Annotated in this window: 15 protein-coding genes; 6 read left to right on the top strand and 9 right to left on the bottom strand. The window is 58.6% G+C overall.

The window, feature by feature from the left end:
* Positions 1 to 169: 169 nt before the first annotated feature.
* Complete coding sequence (locus WFK59_RS16865) at positions 170 to 3,019, top strand: bifunctional diguanylate cyclase/phosphodiesterase (RefSeq protein ID WP_233987118.1); 2,850 nt, start codon at positions 170 to 172, stop codon at positions 3,017 to 3,019.
* On the opposite strand, the gene WFK59_RS16860 is transcribed toward WFK59_RS16865, so the two are convergent.
* Positions 3,016 to 4,080, bottom strand: a complete 1,065-nt coding sequence (locus WFK59_RS16860) for a LacI family DNA-binding transcriptional regulator (RefSeq protein ID WP_233987119.1) — start codon at positions 4,078 to 4,080, stop codon at positions 3,016 to 3,018. The genes WFK59_RS16865 and WFK59_RS16860 overlap by 4 nt on opposite strands.
* Positions 4,081 to 4,303: 223 nt before the next feature.
* On the opposite strand from WFK59_RS16860, the gene WFK59_RS16855 reads away from it, so the two are divergent.
* On the top strand, positions 4,304 to 5,614 hold the full coding sequence (locus WFK59_RS16855; protein WP_336756533.1) for an MFS transporter: 1,311 nt from the start codon (positions 4,304 to 4,306) through the stop codon (positions 5,612 to 5,614).
* A gap of 9 nt (positions 5,615 to 5,623) precedes the next feature.
* On the top strand, positions 5,624 to 7,987 hold the full coding sequence (locus tag WFK59_RS16850) for a glycoside hydrolase family 31 protein (protein ID WP_233987121.1): 2,364 nt from the start codon (positions 5,624 to 5,626) through the stop codon (positions 7,985 to 7,987).
* 57 nt (positions 7,988 to 8,044) lie between these two features.
* Here the strand turns inward: WFK59_RS16850 and ftnA are convergent, their stop codons facing one another.
* Positions 8,045 to 8,551: a non-heme ferritin gene (ftnA, locus tag WFK59_RS16845; RefSeq protein WP_089561944.1), complete on the bottom strand. Its 507-nt coding sequence runs from the start codon at positions 8,549 to 8,551 to the stop codon at positions 8,045 to 8,047.
* 480 nt (positions 8,552 to 9,031) lie between these two features.
* Here ftnA and WFK59_RS16840 point away from each other — a divergent pair, with 480 nt between their 5' ends.
* The 3 genes from WFK59_RS16840 to WFK59_RS16830 are packed head-to-tail and all read left to right on the top strand — an operon-like array spanning position 9,032 to position 11,277.
* Positions 9,032 to 9,700: a nucleoside recognition domain-containing protein gene (locus WFK59_RS16840; protein WP_233987122.1), complete on the top strand. Its 669-nt coding sequence runs from the start codon at positions 9,032 to 9,034 to the stop codon at positions 9,698 to 9,700.
* Complete coding sequence (locus WFK59_RS16835; RefSeq protein WP_233987123.1) at positions 9,690 to 10,169, top strand: YjiG family protein; 480 nt, start codon at positions 9,690 to 9,692, stop codon at positions 10,167 to 10,169. The genes WFK59_RS16840 and WFK59_RS16835 overlap by 11 nt, the downstream gene beginning before the upstream one ends.
* Before the next feature lie 4 nt (positions 10,170 to 10,173).
* A complete protein-coding gene (locus WFK59_RS16830) occupies positions 10,174 to 11,277 on the top strand; it encodes a M20 peptidase aminoacylase family protein (protein WP_233987124.1) in 1,104 nt (367 codons plus the stop codon).
* Between the two features lie 38 nt (positions 11,278 to 11,315).
* Here the strand turns inward: WFK59_RS16830 and WFK59_RS16825 are convergent, their stop codons facing one another.
* From WFK59_RS16825 to WFK59_RS16795, 7 genes are all read right to left on the bottom strand, one after another.
* On the bottom strand, positions 11,316 to 11,990 hold the full coding sequence (locus WFK59_RS16825) for a DUF1989 domain-containing protein (protein ID WP_233987125.1): 675 nt from the start codon (positions 11,988 to 11,990) through the stop codon (positions 11,316 to 11,318).
* Positions 11,991 to 12,003: 13 nt separating this feature from the next.
* Positions 12,004 to 12,669: an amino acid ABC transporter permease gene (locus WFK59_RS16820; RefSeq protein WP_233987126.1), complete on the bottom strand. Its 666-nt coding sequence runs from the start codon at positions 12,667 to 12,669 to the stop codon at positions 12,004 to 12,006.
* Positions 12,669 to 13,319, bottom strand: coding sequence for an amino acid ABC transporter permease (locus tag WFK59_RS16815; protein ID WP_336756682.1), 651 nt, complete (start codon positions 13,317 to 13,319; stop codon positions 12,669 to 12,671). Before WFK59_RS16815 ends, WFK59_RS16820 begins: the two co-directional genes overlap by 1 nt.
* Positions 13,320 to 13,325: 6 nt before the next feature.
* Entirely contained in the window at positions 13,326 to 13,973 is a 648-nt protein-coding gene (locus tag WFK59_RS16810; RefSeq protein WP_233987127.1) for an urea carboxylase-associated family protein, read from the bottom strand.
* Positions 13,957 to 14,586, bottom strand: a complete 630-nt coding sequence (locus WFK59_RS16805; RefSeq protein WP_336756530.1) for an urea carboxylase-associated family protein — start codon at positions 14,584 to 14,586, stop codon at positions 13,957 to 13,959. The genes WFK59_RS16810 and WFK59_RS16805 overlap by 17 nt, the downstream gene beginning before the upstream one ends.
* A 3-nt stretch (positions 14,587 to 14,589) precedes the next feature.
* Positions 14,590 to 15,417 (bottom strand): transporter substrate-binding domain-containing protein, encoded by an 828-nt coding sequence (locus WFK59_RS16800; protein WP_233987129.1) that lies wholly within the window; start codon positions 15,415 to 15,417, stop codon positions 14,590 to 14,592.
* Positions 15,418 to 15,668: 251 nt separating this feature from the next.
* The gene (locus WFK59_RS16795) at positions 15,669 to 16,520 is read right to left on the bottom strand and encodes a MurR/RpiR family transcriptional regulator (RefSeq protein WP_233987130.1); all 852 of its coding nucleotides are present in this window, start codon (positions 16,518 to 16,520) and stop codon (positions 15,669 to 15,671) included.
* Between the last annotated feature and the right edge of the window lie 9 nt (positions 16,521 to 16,529).

Raw genomic sequence — 16,529 nt, 5'->3', positions numbered from 1 at the left:
GCGCCGTTGTGATTGAACATTTACTTGCCGCTGCCGATAAACCCACTACTAACATTGGTTAATCTTCTTAATGCGCTTGTGATCTCAGCCCTTTTCAGCTGTAGTCTGCCTACGCGATTAAGAACATTCCTAAGCCATCACCCGGCTACCGAGCAGCAGGCTAATAACAATGGATAATAACTCTGATGTCATGTATCGCATGCTGATACAAAGCGTGACTGATTACGCCATCACTATGCTCAAACCCGATGGTGCTGTCGCCAGCTGGAATCAGGGAGCCGGGCGCACCATCGGCTATGCGCCAGACGAAATTATCGGCCGCAGCTTCGCCCTGTTCTACAGCGAAGAGGATCGCCGCCGGGCCCTGCCGCAGCGTGGTCTGGATATCGCCGCTACCGCCGGACATTACGAAACCGAAGGCTGGCGCTACCGCAAAGATGGCAGTGCGTTCTGGGCGCATGAAGTGATTAATCCGATGCGCAGCGATGCCGGCCTGCTGGTGGGATTCGCCCACATCACCCGCGACTGTACCCGGCAGCAGGAACAGCAACGTAAAGAACGTGAGCAGGAGGCGCGCTTTCGCCTGCTGGTGGAGGGCGTCACCGATTACGCCATCTATATGCTCGATCACGACGGCAACGTGGTGAACTGGAATGCCGGTGCCCAGCGCACCAAAGGCTATGTCGCCGAAGAGATTGTCGGCCAGCATTTCTCACGCTTCTACAGCGCGCAGGATCGGCTGAAGCATCTGCCGTCGCAAAACCTGCAAACCGCTTACCGCACTGGCCGCTTCGAAGATGAGGGCTGGCGCTACCGCAAAGATGGCAGCGCGTTCTGGGCGCACGTCGTGATCGATGCGATCCGCGACGATCAGGGCAAACTGATCGGCTATGCCAAAATCACCCGCGACTGCAGTGAACAGCAGCGCATCCGCAATCTGCAGCGTGAACATGAACAGCGTTTTCGCCTGCTGGTCGAAGGCGTCACCGATTACGCCATCTACATGCTGGATATCGAAGGGCGGGTGGTGAACTGGAATGCGGGCGCGCAGCGTGCCAAAGGTTACAAGGCGGATGAGATCGTCGGTCAGCATTTCTCGCTGTTTTACAGCGCCCAGGAACGACTGAATCGCACCCCGGAAGCGAACCTCGGCATCGCTCTGAAGACCGGCCGCTTTGAGGATGAAGGCTGGCGTTACCGCAAAGATGGCAGCGCCTTCTGGGCACATGTAGTGATCGATGCGATCCATGACGATGATGGCAAGCTGATGGGGTTTGCCAAAATTACCCGCGATCGCACCGAGCGGCGTGAGCAGGAGCAGCAGGTGCTGCGCGCCCGCGATCTGGCTGAAGCCCAGAGTGCGCAGAAGACCGCGCTGTCGAAGTTTCTTGATAATATCATCGCCAATATTCCCTCCTGTGTGATCGTAGAAGATGCGATCACTCGCGAGATCCTGCTGGTCAACGATCGTTCGCAGCAGCTGTTTGGCCTGTCGAAATCGCTGATTGTGAACAAGCGGCCACATGAATGTATGTCGCCTGAGCTGAGCGACTATTTCAATAATCTCGCCGATGTGGCGCTGCGCAGTGAAGGTATTCATGAGCGTGAGCAACTGCTGATGACCGCCAGCGGCGAACGCATTCTGCATACCCGCGCCACCGCCATCAACGGCCAGGATGCGCGGCGTAACTACCTGATGCTGATCGTGGAAGATGTCACCGATCAGCGTGCTGCCGATGCCCGCATTCACCATATGGCGCACCATGACAACCTCACCAGCCTGCCAAACCGCATTCTGTTCCGCCAGCGTCTGAGCGAGGCGTTGCGCACCGCCAGCCAGACAGAGCGCCAGACGGCGGCACTCTGTCTGGACCTCGATAACTTCAAGAACGTCAATGACGCGCTGGGCCACCAGATTGGTGATGAGCTGTTACGCTCGGTGGCGAAGCGCCTGCGCAGTACCCTGCGCGATCAGGATACGCTGGCGCGCATTGGCGGTGACGAGTTCGCCATCGTGCTGCCGTCGGTGGCTAACAATGATGAAGCCAGCATTGTGGCGCAGCGCCTGATCGAAGCGATTCGGCCGCCGGTGAATATTGAAGGCCATAACCTGTCGGTGGGGCTGAGCGTCGGCATCGCGCTCAGCACCACCATCACCAATACGCCGGAACAGCTGCTGCGCTGTGCCGACATGGCGCTGTATGAAGCCAAACGCAATGGCCGTAACCGCTTTGAGCATTTCACCCTGGCGATGGATGATGTGGCGCGCAGCCGGCGCGTGATTGAGAACGATCTGCGCGACGCGATCAGCGGCGGGCATCTGCGCCTCTACTATCAGCCGATCACCAACGGCGACAACATCACCATCATCGGCTATGAAGCGCTGATGCGCTGGCATCATCCGATCCGCGGGCTGATCATGCCGAACGACTTTATCCCGATTGCCGAAGAGACCGGGCTGATTCATATGCTGGGGGCGTTTGCCCTGTATGAAGCCTGTCGCGAAGCGGCAAGCTGGGAAGGGGTGCAGTCGGTGTCGGTGAACCTGTCGCCGCTGCAGTTCAAAAACAGCTCGCTGGTGTCGGTGGTGGAAGGCGCGCTGGCGGAATCGGGGCTCGACCCGGCCCGGCTGGAGGTGGAGATCACCGAGTCAGTGCTGCTGGATGACTCGCTCGGCAATATCCGCACGCTGCAAAACCTGAAAGCGCTGGGAGTACAGATTGCGCTGGATGATTTCGGTACCGGCTATTCGTCACTGAGTTATCTGCGCTCCTTCCCGTTCGATAAGATCAAAATCGATAAGTCATTTATTAACGACATGGGTGACAGCCGCGAGGCGCTGGCGATTATCCGGGCGATTACCGGCATGAGCCGCAGCCTGGATATTCAGATCACCGCCGAAGGCGTGGAGAGCAGCGAACAGTTCGCGAAGCTGCGTGACGAAGGCTGTACGCTGTTCCAGGGCTTCCTGTTCGGCCGTCCGCAGCCCTCAGAGCTGCGGCTGAAAACGCTGGGTTAATCATACAGGCCATGCTGCTGCACCGGCGCATGGCTGAGATTATCGCGGATGCGGCGCACCGAATCGCGCACCACCAGTTTGCCATTCAGCAGCAGCGTGCCGGGCGGTGCGCCGGGATGCAGCCGCAGCTCCTGCAGCATCCTCACCGCCGCCGCGCCCAGCTCATCGCGTGGCACCTGCACCGAGGTCAGCGGAATATCGTGGATGGCGGCCAGGTTGAAGCCATCCATACTCATCACCGAAATATCCTGCGGCACCCGCAGGCCAGCCTGCTCCAGCGCGCTGACCGCCCCGGCCGCAATATAGTCGCCGCTGGCCAGAATCGCCGTCGGGCGCAGCGCGTCGGGACAGTGGCGCAGATATTCACTCAGCCGTTCCGCCGCTTCATTGCTGCTGAAGCTGTTAAGGGTCAGCAGATGCTGACGGCTGTCAAAACGCAGGTTCATCGCGTGCCAGGCGTCACGCACGCCCTGTAAGCGCTGCTCCATGGTGTAACGCCGCAGACAGTGCAGCGACAGGATCTGCCGGTGTCCCTGCTCAAACAGGTAGCGCGCCGAAAATTCGCCAATCAGCTGATGATGCGGCGACACCGACGGTAAACGCATCCGGCGATCGCGGGCGTTAATCAGCACGCAGGGCTTGTTCATCTCTGCCGCCAGCTGGTGAATATGCTCGTCGTCGATGCCGATCAGCAGCGCCGCCTCGGTCTGCTGCATCTTATCGATAAACAGCGCCGCATCACTCTCGATCTCCTCCAGCGCGCAGTAGCGCAGCCTGACCTCATGCGGCTCCACCGCCTGACTGATGCCCTGAATCACCTTGTAGTAGAAGATATCACTGCGCACATCAAAGGCGCGCGGCGGCGCAAACACCATCAGATTGTTCAGCAGCAGGCGACCGCTGTGCAGGTTATTCAGCACGCCCTGCTGCCGGGCAATCGCCAGCACCTTGTCACGCGTGGCGGGACGGGTATTGGCTTTTCCCGCCAGCACCCGCGAGACAGTGCTGATCGAGACCCCGCTCAGCGCCGCAATTTCACTCACTTTCAGCCTTTGTTTCATTCTGTGATCGCCTTCAAATCTGCTGATGAAAAATTTTTCATAAGGTGCTGAATCGCGTCAGATAAGCGATTGACCACGCTTTTTACGCTGGCGTTAGCCTGCCATGAAAAAGTTTGCAAAAAAGAGGCTGTACCCACGTTTCGCACTTTTCTAACGTCGTTGCACAGACACGCGGTACGCCTGCCGGCGGTGTGAGTCATCAACGCATATCAGGAGTGGCACTATGAGCCTCGAATCAACAACCAAGCCGATCAGCGCCTCGCGCACGGTTCGCGTGATTAAAAATTTACGCTGGTGGATGCTGGGGATGTTTCTGCTGGGGGTAACGGTGAACTACATCACCCGCAACTCACTCGGCATTCTGGCGCCGGAGCTGAAAAACAGCCTCAACATGAGTACCGAACAGTACTCATGGGTGGTGGCGGGGTTTCAGCTGGCCTATACCCTGTTTCAGCCAATCTGTGGCTGGCTGATCGATGTGATCGGCCTGAAGATGGGCTTTCTGATTTGTGCGCTGATCTGGTCGGTAACCTGCCTGCTGCATGCGGGTGCGGGCAGCTGGCTGCATCTGGCGCTGCTGCGTTTCGTGATGGGCGCGTCGGAAGCGGCCGCCACACCGGCTAACGCCAAAGCGATTGGCGACTGGTTCCCGAAAAAAGAGCGGCCGGTGGCGGCGGGCTGGGCAGGCGTCGGCTTCTCGGTCGGCGCGATGCTGGCACCGCCCATCATCTACGTTGCCCACATCTCCTTTGGCTGGCAGGGCGCGTTTCTGCTGACCGGCGGGCTCGGCCTGCTGTGGGTCGGGCTGTGGTGGTGGGGCTATCACGCACCGGACCGTCATCCGCGTCTCTCCGATGAAGAGCGCACCTTTATTAATCAGGATAATGAAGCGATCGGCGAGAAGCTGCCGTTCTTCACCGCGTTAAAAGTGATCGGCAAAGAGAAGAAATTTTACGGCATCGCCATTCCGGCCTTTCTGGCGGAACCGGCCTGGGCGGTACTGAGTTTCTGGGTACCGCTCTATCTGGCAAACGAACGCGGCATGGATCTCAAGCAGATTGTGATGTTCGCCTGGCTGCCGTTCCTCGCCGCCGATCTCGGCAGCGTCGCCAGCGGCTATCTGACCAAAATTTATGTGCGCTGGTTCGGCCTGACCCGTGTCAATTCCATCGTCGCCAGCTCCGTTACCGGCGCGCTGCTGATGGTCTCGCTGGCGCTGATGACGCTGGTTGACGATCCCTGGCTGGCGATTGCGCTGATCTCCGTCGGCGGCTTCGGCCATCAGGTGATCTCCTGCATGCTGAGCGCGCTGGTGGTCGAGCGGTTTGATCGCCGCCAGATGGCCACGGTTAACGGTATGCGCGGCTCCTGCGCATGGATCGCCAGCTTTATTTTCTCGCTGATTATCGGTGTCACCGCCGATACCATCGGCTTCAATCCGCTGTTTGTGGCAATGGGCTTTTTTGACCTGATTGGCGCGGTTTTCCTGGTGATGTTGATCGCCGAACGCCGCCAGCGCCCGGTAAACCATTAAGGATATCCGATGAAAACTCTGAAGAACTGGACCCTGCATCAGCAGGCTGCGCATTTCGTTGAGCTGAAGGTAGAGGATCGTCATTTTCTGCGCCTCTATGTGCTGGAAGAGGGACTGATGCGGGTGCTGCTGAAGCGCGACGGTGAGCTGGCGCTGAACCGCACCTGGAGCATCGCGCCCGATCAGGATGTGCCGTGGCAGGGCCGTGATCGCGAAGCGCTGGACGGTTTTGCGTTGCCCGATTTCAGCGTGCAGCACGATGCGCAACAGGTGCAGATCAGCACCGGACGGCTGCGGGTCACGGTACATCAGCCGCTCTGCCTGAGCTGGGAACAGTTCGACGGTGCTGACTGGCAACCGCTGGCCGCCGATCGCCATACCGGCGCTTATCTGCTCAACGTCCACGGCGACGGCGTGGAACACTATCAGCGCCGCCAGCCGCAGGATCGGGTCTATGGCCTGGGAGAAAAGAGCGGCGATCTGAATCGCGCAAACCGTCGCTTTGAGATGCGCAATCTGGATGCGATGGGCTATAACGCCGCCAGCACCGATCCGCTCTATAAACATATCCCGTTTACCCTGACGCAGCGCGATGGCGTCAGTTTCGGCCTGTTCTATGACAACCTCAGCAGTAGCTGGCTCGATCTCGGCAACGAGCTGGATAACTACCATCTGCCTTATCGCCGCTATCGTGCCGAGGCGGGCGATCTCGATTACTACATGATGCTGGGACCGACGCTGCTTGAGGTCACCAAAGCCTTTGTGCGCCTGACCGGTCGCACCCTGTTTCAGCCTAAATGGAGCCTCGGCTACAGCGGCTCGACCATGCACTACACCGACGCGCCCGACGCGCAACAGCAGCTGCAATCGTTTATTCGCCTGTGCCGCGAGCATGAAATCCCCTGCGACTCGTTCCAGCTGTCGTCGGGCTATACCTCGATTAACAATAAGCGCTACGTCTTTAACTGGAACTACGACAAAGTGCCCGATCCCAACGCGCTGAGCGAGGCGTTTCATCGTGCCGGCATGAAGCTGGCGGCCAACATCAAACCCTGTCTGCTCCAGGATCATCCGCGTTATCAGGAAGTGGCGGCGCAGGGGCTGTTTATTCGCGATTCCGAGCAGGATCGTCCTGAACGGTCGGTGTTCTGGGATGATGAAGGTTCGCACCTCGACTTTACCCATCCGCAGGCGGTGCGCTGGTGGCAGGAGAATGTCACCCGTCAACTGCTGGAAAAGGGCATTGATGCCACCTGGAACGACAACAATGAGTATGAGGTGTGGGATGGCGAAGCGCGCTGTCACGGCTTCGGCCAGCCGATTGCCATCAAGCATATCCGGCCGGTGATGCCGTTACTGATGATGCGCGCCTCAATGGAGGCACAGCAGCAGTTCGCGCCCGACAAGCGGCCCTACCTGATCTCGCGCTCCGGCTGTGCCGGGATGCAGCGCTATGTACAAACCTGGAGCGGCGACAACCGGACCAGCTGGCAAACCCTGCGCTACAACATCCGCATGGGGCTGGGGATGAGCCTCTCCGGACTCTATAACGTCGGCCATGACGTCGGCGGTTTTTCCGGCGACAAGCCCGATGCCGAGCTGTTTGTGCGCTGGGTTCAGAATGGCGTGATGCATCCGCGTTTTACCATTCACTCATGGAATGACGATCACACGGTGAATGAGCCCTGGATGTACCCGGAGGTGACGCCGATGATCCGCGAGGCGATTCGGCTGCGTTATCGCCTGATGCCTTATCTCTACACCCTGGCGTGGCAGGCCAGCGCGCAGGATGAGCCGATGCTGCGTCCGACCTTTCTCGATCATGAACAGGATCCGCGCAGCTGGCAGGAAAATGATGACTTTATGCTGGGGCGCGATCTGCTGGTCGCCAGCGTAGTGGAGCAGGGCGCGCGACAGCGTGAGGTCTATCTGCCGCACAACGGGCATGGCTGGTATGACTGGCACAGCGGTCAGTGGCTGGCTGGCGGTGAGCAGATTACGCTGGATGCGCCGCTGGATCGTCTGCCGTTGCTGGTGCGTGCCGGGGCAGTGATTCCGCTGGGCGAGTGTGAAAGCACCACCGATGCGCAACGCGACCGGGTGCGTCAGTGGCAGTTATGGCCAGCGCCCGCGGAGGCGGTGACGCAGGGAGAGGTGTTTGACGATGACGGTGAAAGTTATGGCTGGCAGCAGGGAAATGCACTGTGGCTGAACTGGACGCTGCGCGGCAGCGCTACCCGAATCGATCTGACGATTGAAAAACGCGGCGATTACCAGCCAGCGTGGCGTGAAATCAGCCTGGTATTGCCAGCAGGCGAGACGCGGGCGTTGTGGGTTAACGGCGAGCCAGCCAGCGTATACCGGCTGGACTAACCGGCTGTTATCGCGGCGGAGCAGGAAAAGGTCGGCCCAGGGACTGGGCCGATAGTATTACGCGCTGTGGTTTTCGGTGCTCATCCGGCCCAGATCTTTATCGACCAGGAACAGACCGTTACCGCTGTTGCTTACCATCGCCAGTTTATCCAGCACGGTTTTGAACAGCTTCTCTTCTTCGTGCTGCTCAGCCACGTACCACTGCAGGAAATTAAAGGTCGGGTAATCCTGTGAGGTCATCGCCGCATGCACCAGTTCGTTGATTTTGGTGGTGATCAGCTGCTCGTGCTCCAGCGCCTGCTGCAGGATTTCATTCAGGGAGGTGAATGAAACCGGCGGTGCAGCAATGGTGCCCAGTACCGGCATCGCGCCGGTATCGCTCAGATAATCGAACAGGCGCTGCATGTGTTCCATCTCTTCGCGCGAGTGCATTTTCAGGAACGAGGCGGCACCTTCGAATCCTTTGTCGCTGCACCAGGCACTCATTTGCAGATAAAGATTGGCGGAGAAAAATTCCAGGTTCAGCTGGTCGTTCAGACGCCCAGTCATTTCAGCAGTCAGCATGGCCGAGTCCTTGTAAGAATATGTTAAAAAAACAGGTGAGAGGCGGTGAATTATGCATCAAACATGTTAGCAATGTGAAGCCTTTTCCGCAAAAACTGCCAATTTATCTGATTGATTTAAATAGAATTATTTCACAACCTGAATGCGACGGATTCTCATTTTTTATCAGCTTCGCACTCTGTATCGCTGGCACCCTTTTAGTGCACCCTGGCTGAGTCATGCTGGTGCAGGCGGCCTGGCACTGATTTCATTTTCGCCAATCTGATTTCGTGATGAAAATAATTCCGGCGCAGTGAGTCTGCGTCCGCTAAATAGATCTCGCCCATTGCGGTGGATTATTCGCCGGTTATGGCTGGGTCAGCGCTGAATAAGGGACGTTCGCTGTGCGCTGGCATAATTCCTGCTTAAAACAGAGTTCCCAATATTGAACGCTGCCGCAGCGCGGAATAAACGGCAGGTCAGCGACATCAGGAGGAAATAATGTCGAATCAGAGTGTGGTTAAGGCGGAAACCGTCAGCGCCAGTAAAGGCAGTTATCTGGCGCTGATTTTCGCCATCCTGTTTTTCTCGGGGCTGTTTTATCGGGTGGATGGGCTGAAATGGCTGGGGGCGTTTGACTTCACCACGCTGGGTGGCAGCTTTGGCACCATGAAAGATCCGGCCAGCAACACCTTTCTTGGGGCCGGCGGGCTTAGTGCTAAAGCGGGTTTCCTGTTTGCGCTGTCACTCACGCCGACCGTGATGCTGGCGCTGGGCGTGCTGGAAATCTTCACCCACTACGGCGCGATCCGCGCAGCGCACCGGCTGCTGACACCATTACTGAAACCCTTAATGGGCCTGCCGGGACGCTGCGGGCTGGCGTTAATTACCGATCTGCAAAGCACCGACGCAGGCGCGGCATTAACCAAAGAGATGGCTGACCAGAAACAGATCGGTAAAAAAGAGGTCGTGGTGATGTGCGCCTGGCAATATTCCGGCGCCGGTTTAATCAATAACTATTTTGCTATTGGTTCGGCGCTGTTTGCCTCAATGACGCTGCCGATCATTATCCCGCTGATGCTCATGCTGGTGCTGAAATTTGTCGGTGCGGCGATAACCCGCTTCGTGTTAAACAGTGTTTATCAAAAGGATTTCAGCGATGGAAAATAATAACGCCGCCAACGTCAGTCATAACCCGTTTGATGTGTTTGTCACCGGTGCGCGTAAAGGCTTTCATATCGCCATTCATAATCTGATGCCCAATGTGGTGATGGCGTATGTGCTGGCGGAAGTGCTCAACCTGCTCGGTATTATGCCGTTGCTGGGACAGGTTTTTGCCCCGGTGATGGGCCTGTTTGGCCTGCCAGGCGAAGCGATTACCGTGCTGCTGACCGCGTGGCTCTCCTCATCGGCGGGCACCGGCGTGGCGGTCAGCCTGCTGACTAAAGGGCTGCTGACCGGCGCGGATATTACCGTGCTGGCACCGGCGATCTTTCTGATGGGATCGCAACTGCAATATATGGGGCGGCTGCTGGGCGTGGCCGATGTGCCGAAAAAATACTGGCCGCTGCTGATGCTGGTAAGCATCAGCAATGCGCTGATCGCGATGTTTGTTATGCGTCTGTTTATTCAGGAGTGAAGCCGTGTCTGAGGTATTAGAGCATTACCATTTTCTGCATGAGATCCCGGAACTGGGATTCCAGGAGGTGAAAACCTCTGCTTACATCGCCGACCAGCTGGAGCGAGCGGGCCTGAAGGTGACGCGCAACATCAACAACACCACCGGCATCGTGGCGGAGATCGACAGTGGAGTGCCGGGTCCGGTGCTGGCGCTGCGCGCCGATATGGATGCGCTGGGTCATATCATTGATGGCGTGCCCTGCGCGCGTCACACCTGCGGCCACGACGGTCACTCTTCCGTGGTGCTGACTGCGGCGGCGGCGTTACTCAAAGAGGGCGCGGTGAAGCGCGGCCGGCTAAAAATTCTGTTCCAGCCCGCGGAAGAGCTGGGGGCGGGCGCACTGGCGATGGTTGAGGGCGGCGCGCTGGATGATGTAGAGATGATTCTGGGATTCCACCTGCGGCCGCTGGAAGAGTGCGTGGTGGGACAGGCGGTGCCTGCGGTGCTTTACTCAGCCTGCAGCACGCTGGAAGCCACCATCAAGGGCCAGCCGGCGCACGCGGCGCGCCCGCACCTCGGCGTTAACGCGCTGGATGCGGCGGTACAGGCGGTGAATGCGGTAAACACGCTGCATCTGTCGCCGGGTCTTAACTGGAGCGTCAAAGCGACACGTTTCCTGTGTGACGCGGGCGTCACCAACTCGGTGCCGGATGAAGCGCGGGTGGTGTGGGATCTGCGCTCGCAGGAAAATGCGCCGATGGAGGTGCTGAAAGAACAGGTTACGCGCGCGATCGTCAACAGCGTCGCGGCGCTCGGTGCCACGGCAGAGGTCCGGGTATTGAAAGAGATGCCGGCGGCTGAAATTGACGATGAGGCGACGGCGGTGATCCGTGCGGCGATTGTTGAGGTGCTGGGAGAAGAGGGACTGCTGCCGGAGAGAACGACCCCTGGCAGCGAAGACTTTTTCTACTATCCAGTTAAACGTCCCGGCGTGAAGGCGGGCTTCTGGGGATTAGGCACCAACCTGACGCCAGGGCTGCATCATCCCGATATGCGCTTTGATCTGGATTCGCTGGAGATTGGCGTGCAGATCTTCAAAGCCTGCGTGAAAAAAGTGCTGGGCTAGCTAACCCCGTTACCCGTCTCGCGGCGGGTAACGCCCTGCTAGCTGGCTGGCACCCAGGGCCCCGTCAGTGGCGGGTTGGGGAAATTACCGGTAAGAATGCGTAGCTCCGCATTGCGCGGTGTATTGTCGCCAGCGCCCTGAATGCTGACAATATCCTGTGGGCAGGCCGAAAAAGCGACATAGCAGTCCATCTCGGCGCGAAGGATGATGTAGTCCCCCGCACGCGTCACCACCGGCAGCGTTTTCAGCGTCATGCCGTCTGGCTGTACCTGAATATTCATAAAAATGTTAAACGACGCCAGGTTGCCGTGTGGCAGGCTCACGCCCAGCGCCGCCATCGCCTCAAACAGGTTGTCATGACAGTTGCGGTGCGGCTCGGTACAGCCCAGCAGGGCATAGCGGCGTGCGTCGCAGGCGGCCATAAAGGTGTCATGCACCCCCGGTGAACTATCCTCCACCAGCGTCAGAATGGGGCGGCGCTGATTGGTGATAAAACTGTCGCCTGTTGTGGGATTAAGACGCTGGTTCCAGACGCGTGTCGCCTCCATCGACATATATTCAGTCACGTCCGCCGCGTTATAAGCCCAGCAATCCACCACCTGGGTGCCGTGCGAATTGATCACCTGTACGGCTTCGCCTTTCTGCAATAAAACGGCCCGGCCGTGACGCGCCGGGACAAGCAGCGCCGCGCGCTGCTGATATTCAGCTGACATAAGATTCTCCTGGTTAATGCGGCATGATGCGGCGATAGCGCGTCATGCGAAATTCAAGGCGGCGTGCCAGCCCGTCGAGCAGGCTGTTGAGTACCCAGTAGCAGACCGCCACGGTGAGGTAAATCTCCAGCGGCGCATAGGTCGCGGAGATCACCTCTCTGGCGGCGTACATAAACTCCTGAACCGAGACGATAGAAAGCAGTGCGGAATCCTTAATCAGACCGATCAACAGCCCGATCAGCGGCGAGAGCATTTGCGGCAGCGTTTGCGGTAACACCACGTCACGTAATTGCTCCGTACGGCTCAGCCCCAGCACGCGGGATGCTTCCCACTGGCTGCGGGGCAGCGCCGCAATGGCACTGCGTATGACCTGAGCGATATAGGGAGCGTAGTAAAGCGTCAGCGCCAGCACGCCGACCTGCGGCGAGCTGAAGGTGACACCATACTCCGGCAGCACGAAATAGAGCAGATAGATCACCACCAGCAGCGGCAGAGCCAGCGTCAGCGCGCTGTAGAAACGCAGCAAGCGTTGCCAGAAGGCTGGCGCACGCATCAGACCGATTGCCATGATGCTGCCCCAGAGTAATGAGCAAAGCGCAGCGACGGCGCAGAGCTGCAGCGTGGCAGCCATTCCCTCGGCCAGTGACGGCAGCGCCGTGAAAATCACCTGCCAGTCCATTATGTGCGCCTCCCATTGCGTTCCAGCTGATGCGCAATGCGCATCAGCGGCAGCGCGATTAAAAGATATCCTGCCGCCACCAGCAGCAGCACCTGCGTTGTCTCATAGGTACGAGCGATGACGATCTGGCCCGCGTAGGTCAGTTCGGTGAGCGCCACCACCGACGCCAGCGGCGTGGTTTTGAGCAGAATGGTAAATTCGTTCACCAGCATTGGCAGGCTGGCCTGCAGCACCTGCGGATTGATCACGTACCACCAGGTCAGCCATCGGCTCAGGCCCAGCGTGCGTGCCGCCTCGCGCTGGCCGCGTGTGACCAGATCCTGATTCACGCGCAGAATTTCCGCCACGTAGGCGCCGCTGTTGAGGCCGATGGCGATCACCGCCGCCAGCATCGGCTGTCCGCCAAGGCTCAGCCGTGGCAGGGTGAAAAACACCACAAACAGCTGCACGATGGCCGGGGTGCCGCGCATCAGGCTGACGTAGAGGCGGCCGATGCCTCGCCACAACCAGAAGCGGCGTAACTGAAGAAAACAGCCGAGCAGGCCCATCGCCAGGCTGAACAGCGCCGCCAGTACGGTGAGACAAAGCGTCATCAGCAGGCCATATCCCAGTTCGGGCAGGGCGCTGACTATCTGTTCATTCAGCCCCATCACCGGCTACTCCAGCTTAAAATCGGACAGGTTTTCCGCCACCGCAAGGCGAAGCGGCGCTGGCTGGTCGTTGCCCTCGATGCCGGTATTGCAGGCCGAAACGATAAACTGCATATCCATGGTGACGCGGCAGGTAATTGCGTCGCCCGCGCGTGTCAGGTTGGGTTCAGGCAGGATCTCGCCCGCGCGCGTGAGCCTGACATGCATAAAGAGATTGATGGGGTCGGGAAGTTTCGGCACCGTCATGCCGAGACGCGACAGTTCGCCGCGAACCGCCTCGACACAACCCTCACCCTGATAGCCGCGCGAGGCCAGAAAGGCACGCGTTGAGGCGGGAAGCAGCAGGTCGTGGCGCTTAACGCTATCTTTGCCCAGCACCATCACCGGGCGTCGGCGATTGTTAACCAGCCGCATGCCTGAGCCGAGCAGATAGCTGTTGCTGAAGACGCGGGTGTGGTGCACCGAGAGCCATATCGCCGGATCGGCGAGACTGAAACCGAACAGCGACGCCACTGCACCTGGCGCCAGCGCGCTGATACGCAGTAACTGGCCGCGCAGCACCCGAATCGAACCGACGCTACCCGCAGCAACGTTAAGTGGGGCGGCAACAGGACGCGATACCACTTCCTCAAATCCTTCACGCATTAACAGCATGGTTCACCTCCGCAGGCTGGCCGTCGTGGATCTCAATGGCGATCGGCGTAACCTGCAGGCCGTTGCCGGGAATGATGTCCTGTGGACAGGAGGAGACGGCGCAGATCAGATCGCACAGTGCCTCGAAGACGATCTGGTCACCGGCCTTGCTGTGCGGATCGGTGACCTCCATACGACCGTCGGCGGTTACCGGCCCGTTTTGAAACAGATTGAACGGTTCCGGCAATGAGAAATAGGTGATGCCGTGCGACTTCATGCCTTCCAGCAAGTTGTCGACACAGTTACGATGGCCTTCTACGCCGAAATCAACGCTGAAACGTGTGCGATCGCAGGCCGGAACATTGGCGTCATGAATACCAATGGTGTCGGCGACGATGCGCAACAGCGGGCGGTTTTCGCTGGACCAGAGTGCATCCCCGGGTTGAAAGAAAAGAGAGCGCAGATGCTGACGGGTATGCACCGGCGAAAGTTTCTCATCATGGTTAGCGGCATTCACCGCCACAAAGTCGGCGGCCTGCTGGCCCTGGCTGTCGATAATGGTAATCAACTGACCTTTGCGAACCTGAAAGGTACGGCCATGTCCGGCTGGCACCCGGATAGAGAGAGGACTCATCGCTTACTCCTGAGGGATAAAATTGCTGGCGGGTACGGTAAAGGTGGTGCCGAGATACTGCTTTTGCAGTGCGCCAAGTTTGCCGCTTTGCTGCATCGCCAGAATATGGTCGCTGATCGCCTTGTTCAGCGTCAGATCCTCTTTACGGGTGGCCCAGGCCATCCACTGAGAAGGCCCGGCTTCCCCGGCCTGCGCGACTTTATCGGAATGCTTTTTCACGATCGGTGCCAGCACAGCAATATCATCCAGTACGAAGTCGGCGCGTTTTGTCATCAGTGTGGTGACGGTCTGATCCAGCGTATCGACGCTGATAATCGTAATGGGCGCTTTGCCGGCTTTCTTCAGCTCTTCGTTAAAGCCTTTCAGCAACTGTTCTGGCACGCTGGCGCTCTTAACGGCACCGCGCAGCCCGGAGAGGCGCGCCGGGTCTATCGGCGATCCGTTAAATTTCTCCGCGTCGTTTTTACGCATCAGCACGCCATTAACCGTTTTGCTGTAGGGGACGGTAAACAGCACCTTCTTTGCACGCTCGGCGGTGACGTTGAGTGAGGAGCCTTCGGCGTCGAACGAGCCGGAGATCAGACCGGGCAGAATGCCGCTGAAGGCGGTTTTCTGAAACACCAGTTTCACTCCCAGATCCTGAGCGAAGGATTGCATGATGGCGACGCTGTAGCCGGTGACCTCGCCCTTGTCACTGGTATATTCATAGGGCGGAAAGGTCGGGTCGATGCCAACGGTAATTTTGCCGCTGCTTTTAATATCCGAAAGCGTATCAGCCTGCGCGGCGCTGACGGCCAGTAGCGCGGTGAGAAAGAGTGCGATTTTTTTCATTATGGTGATCCCCTGGTATTGGTGAAGTTCATCAATACCCGAGCAGCTTTCGTGCCACTTTGCGGCACCGCAAACAGAGAAGGCAGCTGAGCCCGGCGCTTTTACAAACAAAATCAGTGAGAAACATCTGTTTCTTTTTCTGTATTTTATTTTTCTTTTGTTTCTTCAGGCGGCGTGACGCGTCAGGTACGCCGAACAACGGCGCACCTTTTCAGGGCATCAGAGGGAAGGGGATGCGCCAGCGTGGCACATTATTCCAGCTCGTCGAGTTGCTGGTGCAGGACCTCGATGGCAGCAAGACGATCGCTACCGGCCTTGCCTGAATGGCGGGCCACCAGCGAGCAAAGCAGGTTGCAGACGCCAGAAAGCGCCACCGTGCTGTCGAAAATCAGACTTCCATCGGTGTGGCAGCGCAATGTCCAGCGCGCGTGGCGCGCAGGTTTTCCCGCTAATGCATCGGACAGATAAAGCATAGGGACCTCCAGCAGGTCTAGCGCCGCCATTGCGGAATCCAGTGCTGGCATACGACGACGCAGACCGACACAGATCGCCAGGTCCTGCTGGCCGAGGTCGGCAAGCTGCTCGGCCAGCGAGTCGCCAGCGCGTGGCAGCAGCGAGACATGGGGATGGACATGCAGCAGATCGCGATAGATCAGGGCGGCGATGGTCTGGCTGTGACGCCAGCCCAGGATGACCACGCGACGCGCCTGGGCGATCGCCTCCACGCATGACTGCAGCGTGTCGCCCTCCAGCGAACGAAAGGTATTCACCAGATTGGCGATCTCTTTTTCCAGGTGCTGCTGCATCAGACTATCGAGCGGCGAGGCGCTGGAACCCGTGTGCAGGTAAAGGGGCGAACCGCTATTCTGCATTTCACGCGCCTGACGACGCGCCGCTTCGTAGCTCTCATAGCCAAGATGACGAAAAAAACGGGTGGCGGTCGCTTTGGAGACGCCCGCGCTCTGCGCCAGTTCCGTAGCGGTATTCATCGCTAACTGACCGGGCGCCGCGAGCAGCACTTCTGCCAGTCGTTGTTCGTGAAGGGAAAGCTCATCCCAGTATTGTCGAATACGGCCCTCCAGGGGGACCGGTCTGGCGCTCATGGGAAATTC

Source organism: Pantoea sp. USHLN298 (genome assembly GCF_037149395.1).
Taxonomy (GTDB): domain Bacteria; phylum Pseudomonadota; class Gammaproteobacteria; order Enterobacterales; family Enterobacteriaceae; genus Pantoea; species Pantoea astica.
The sequence above is the reverse complement of the archived record's forward strand: the minus strand, read 5'-3'. Positions and strand labels throughout refer to the sequence as shown.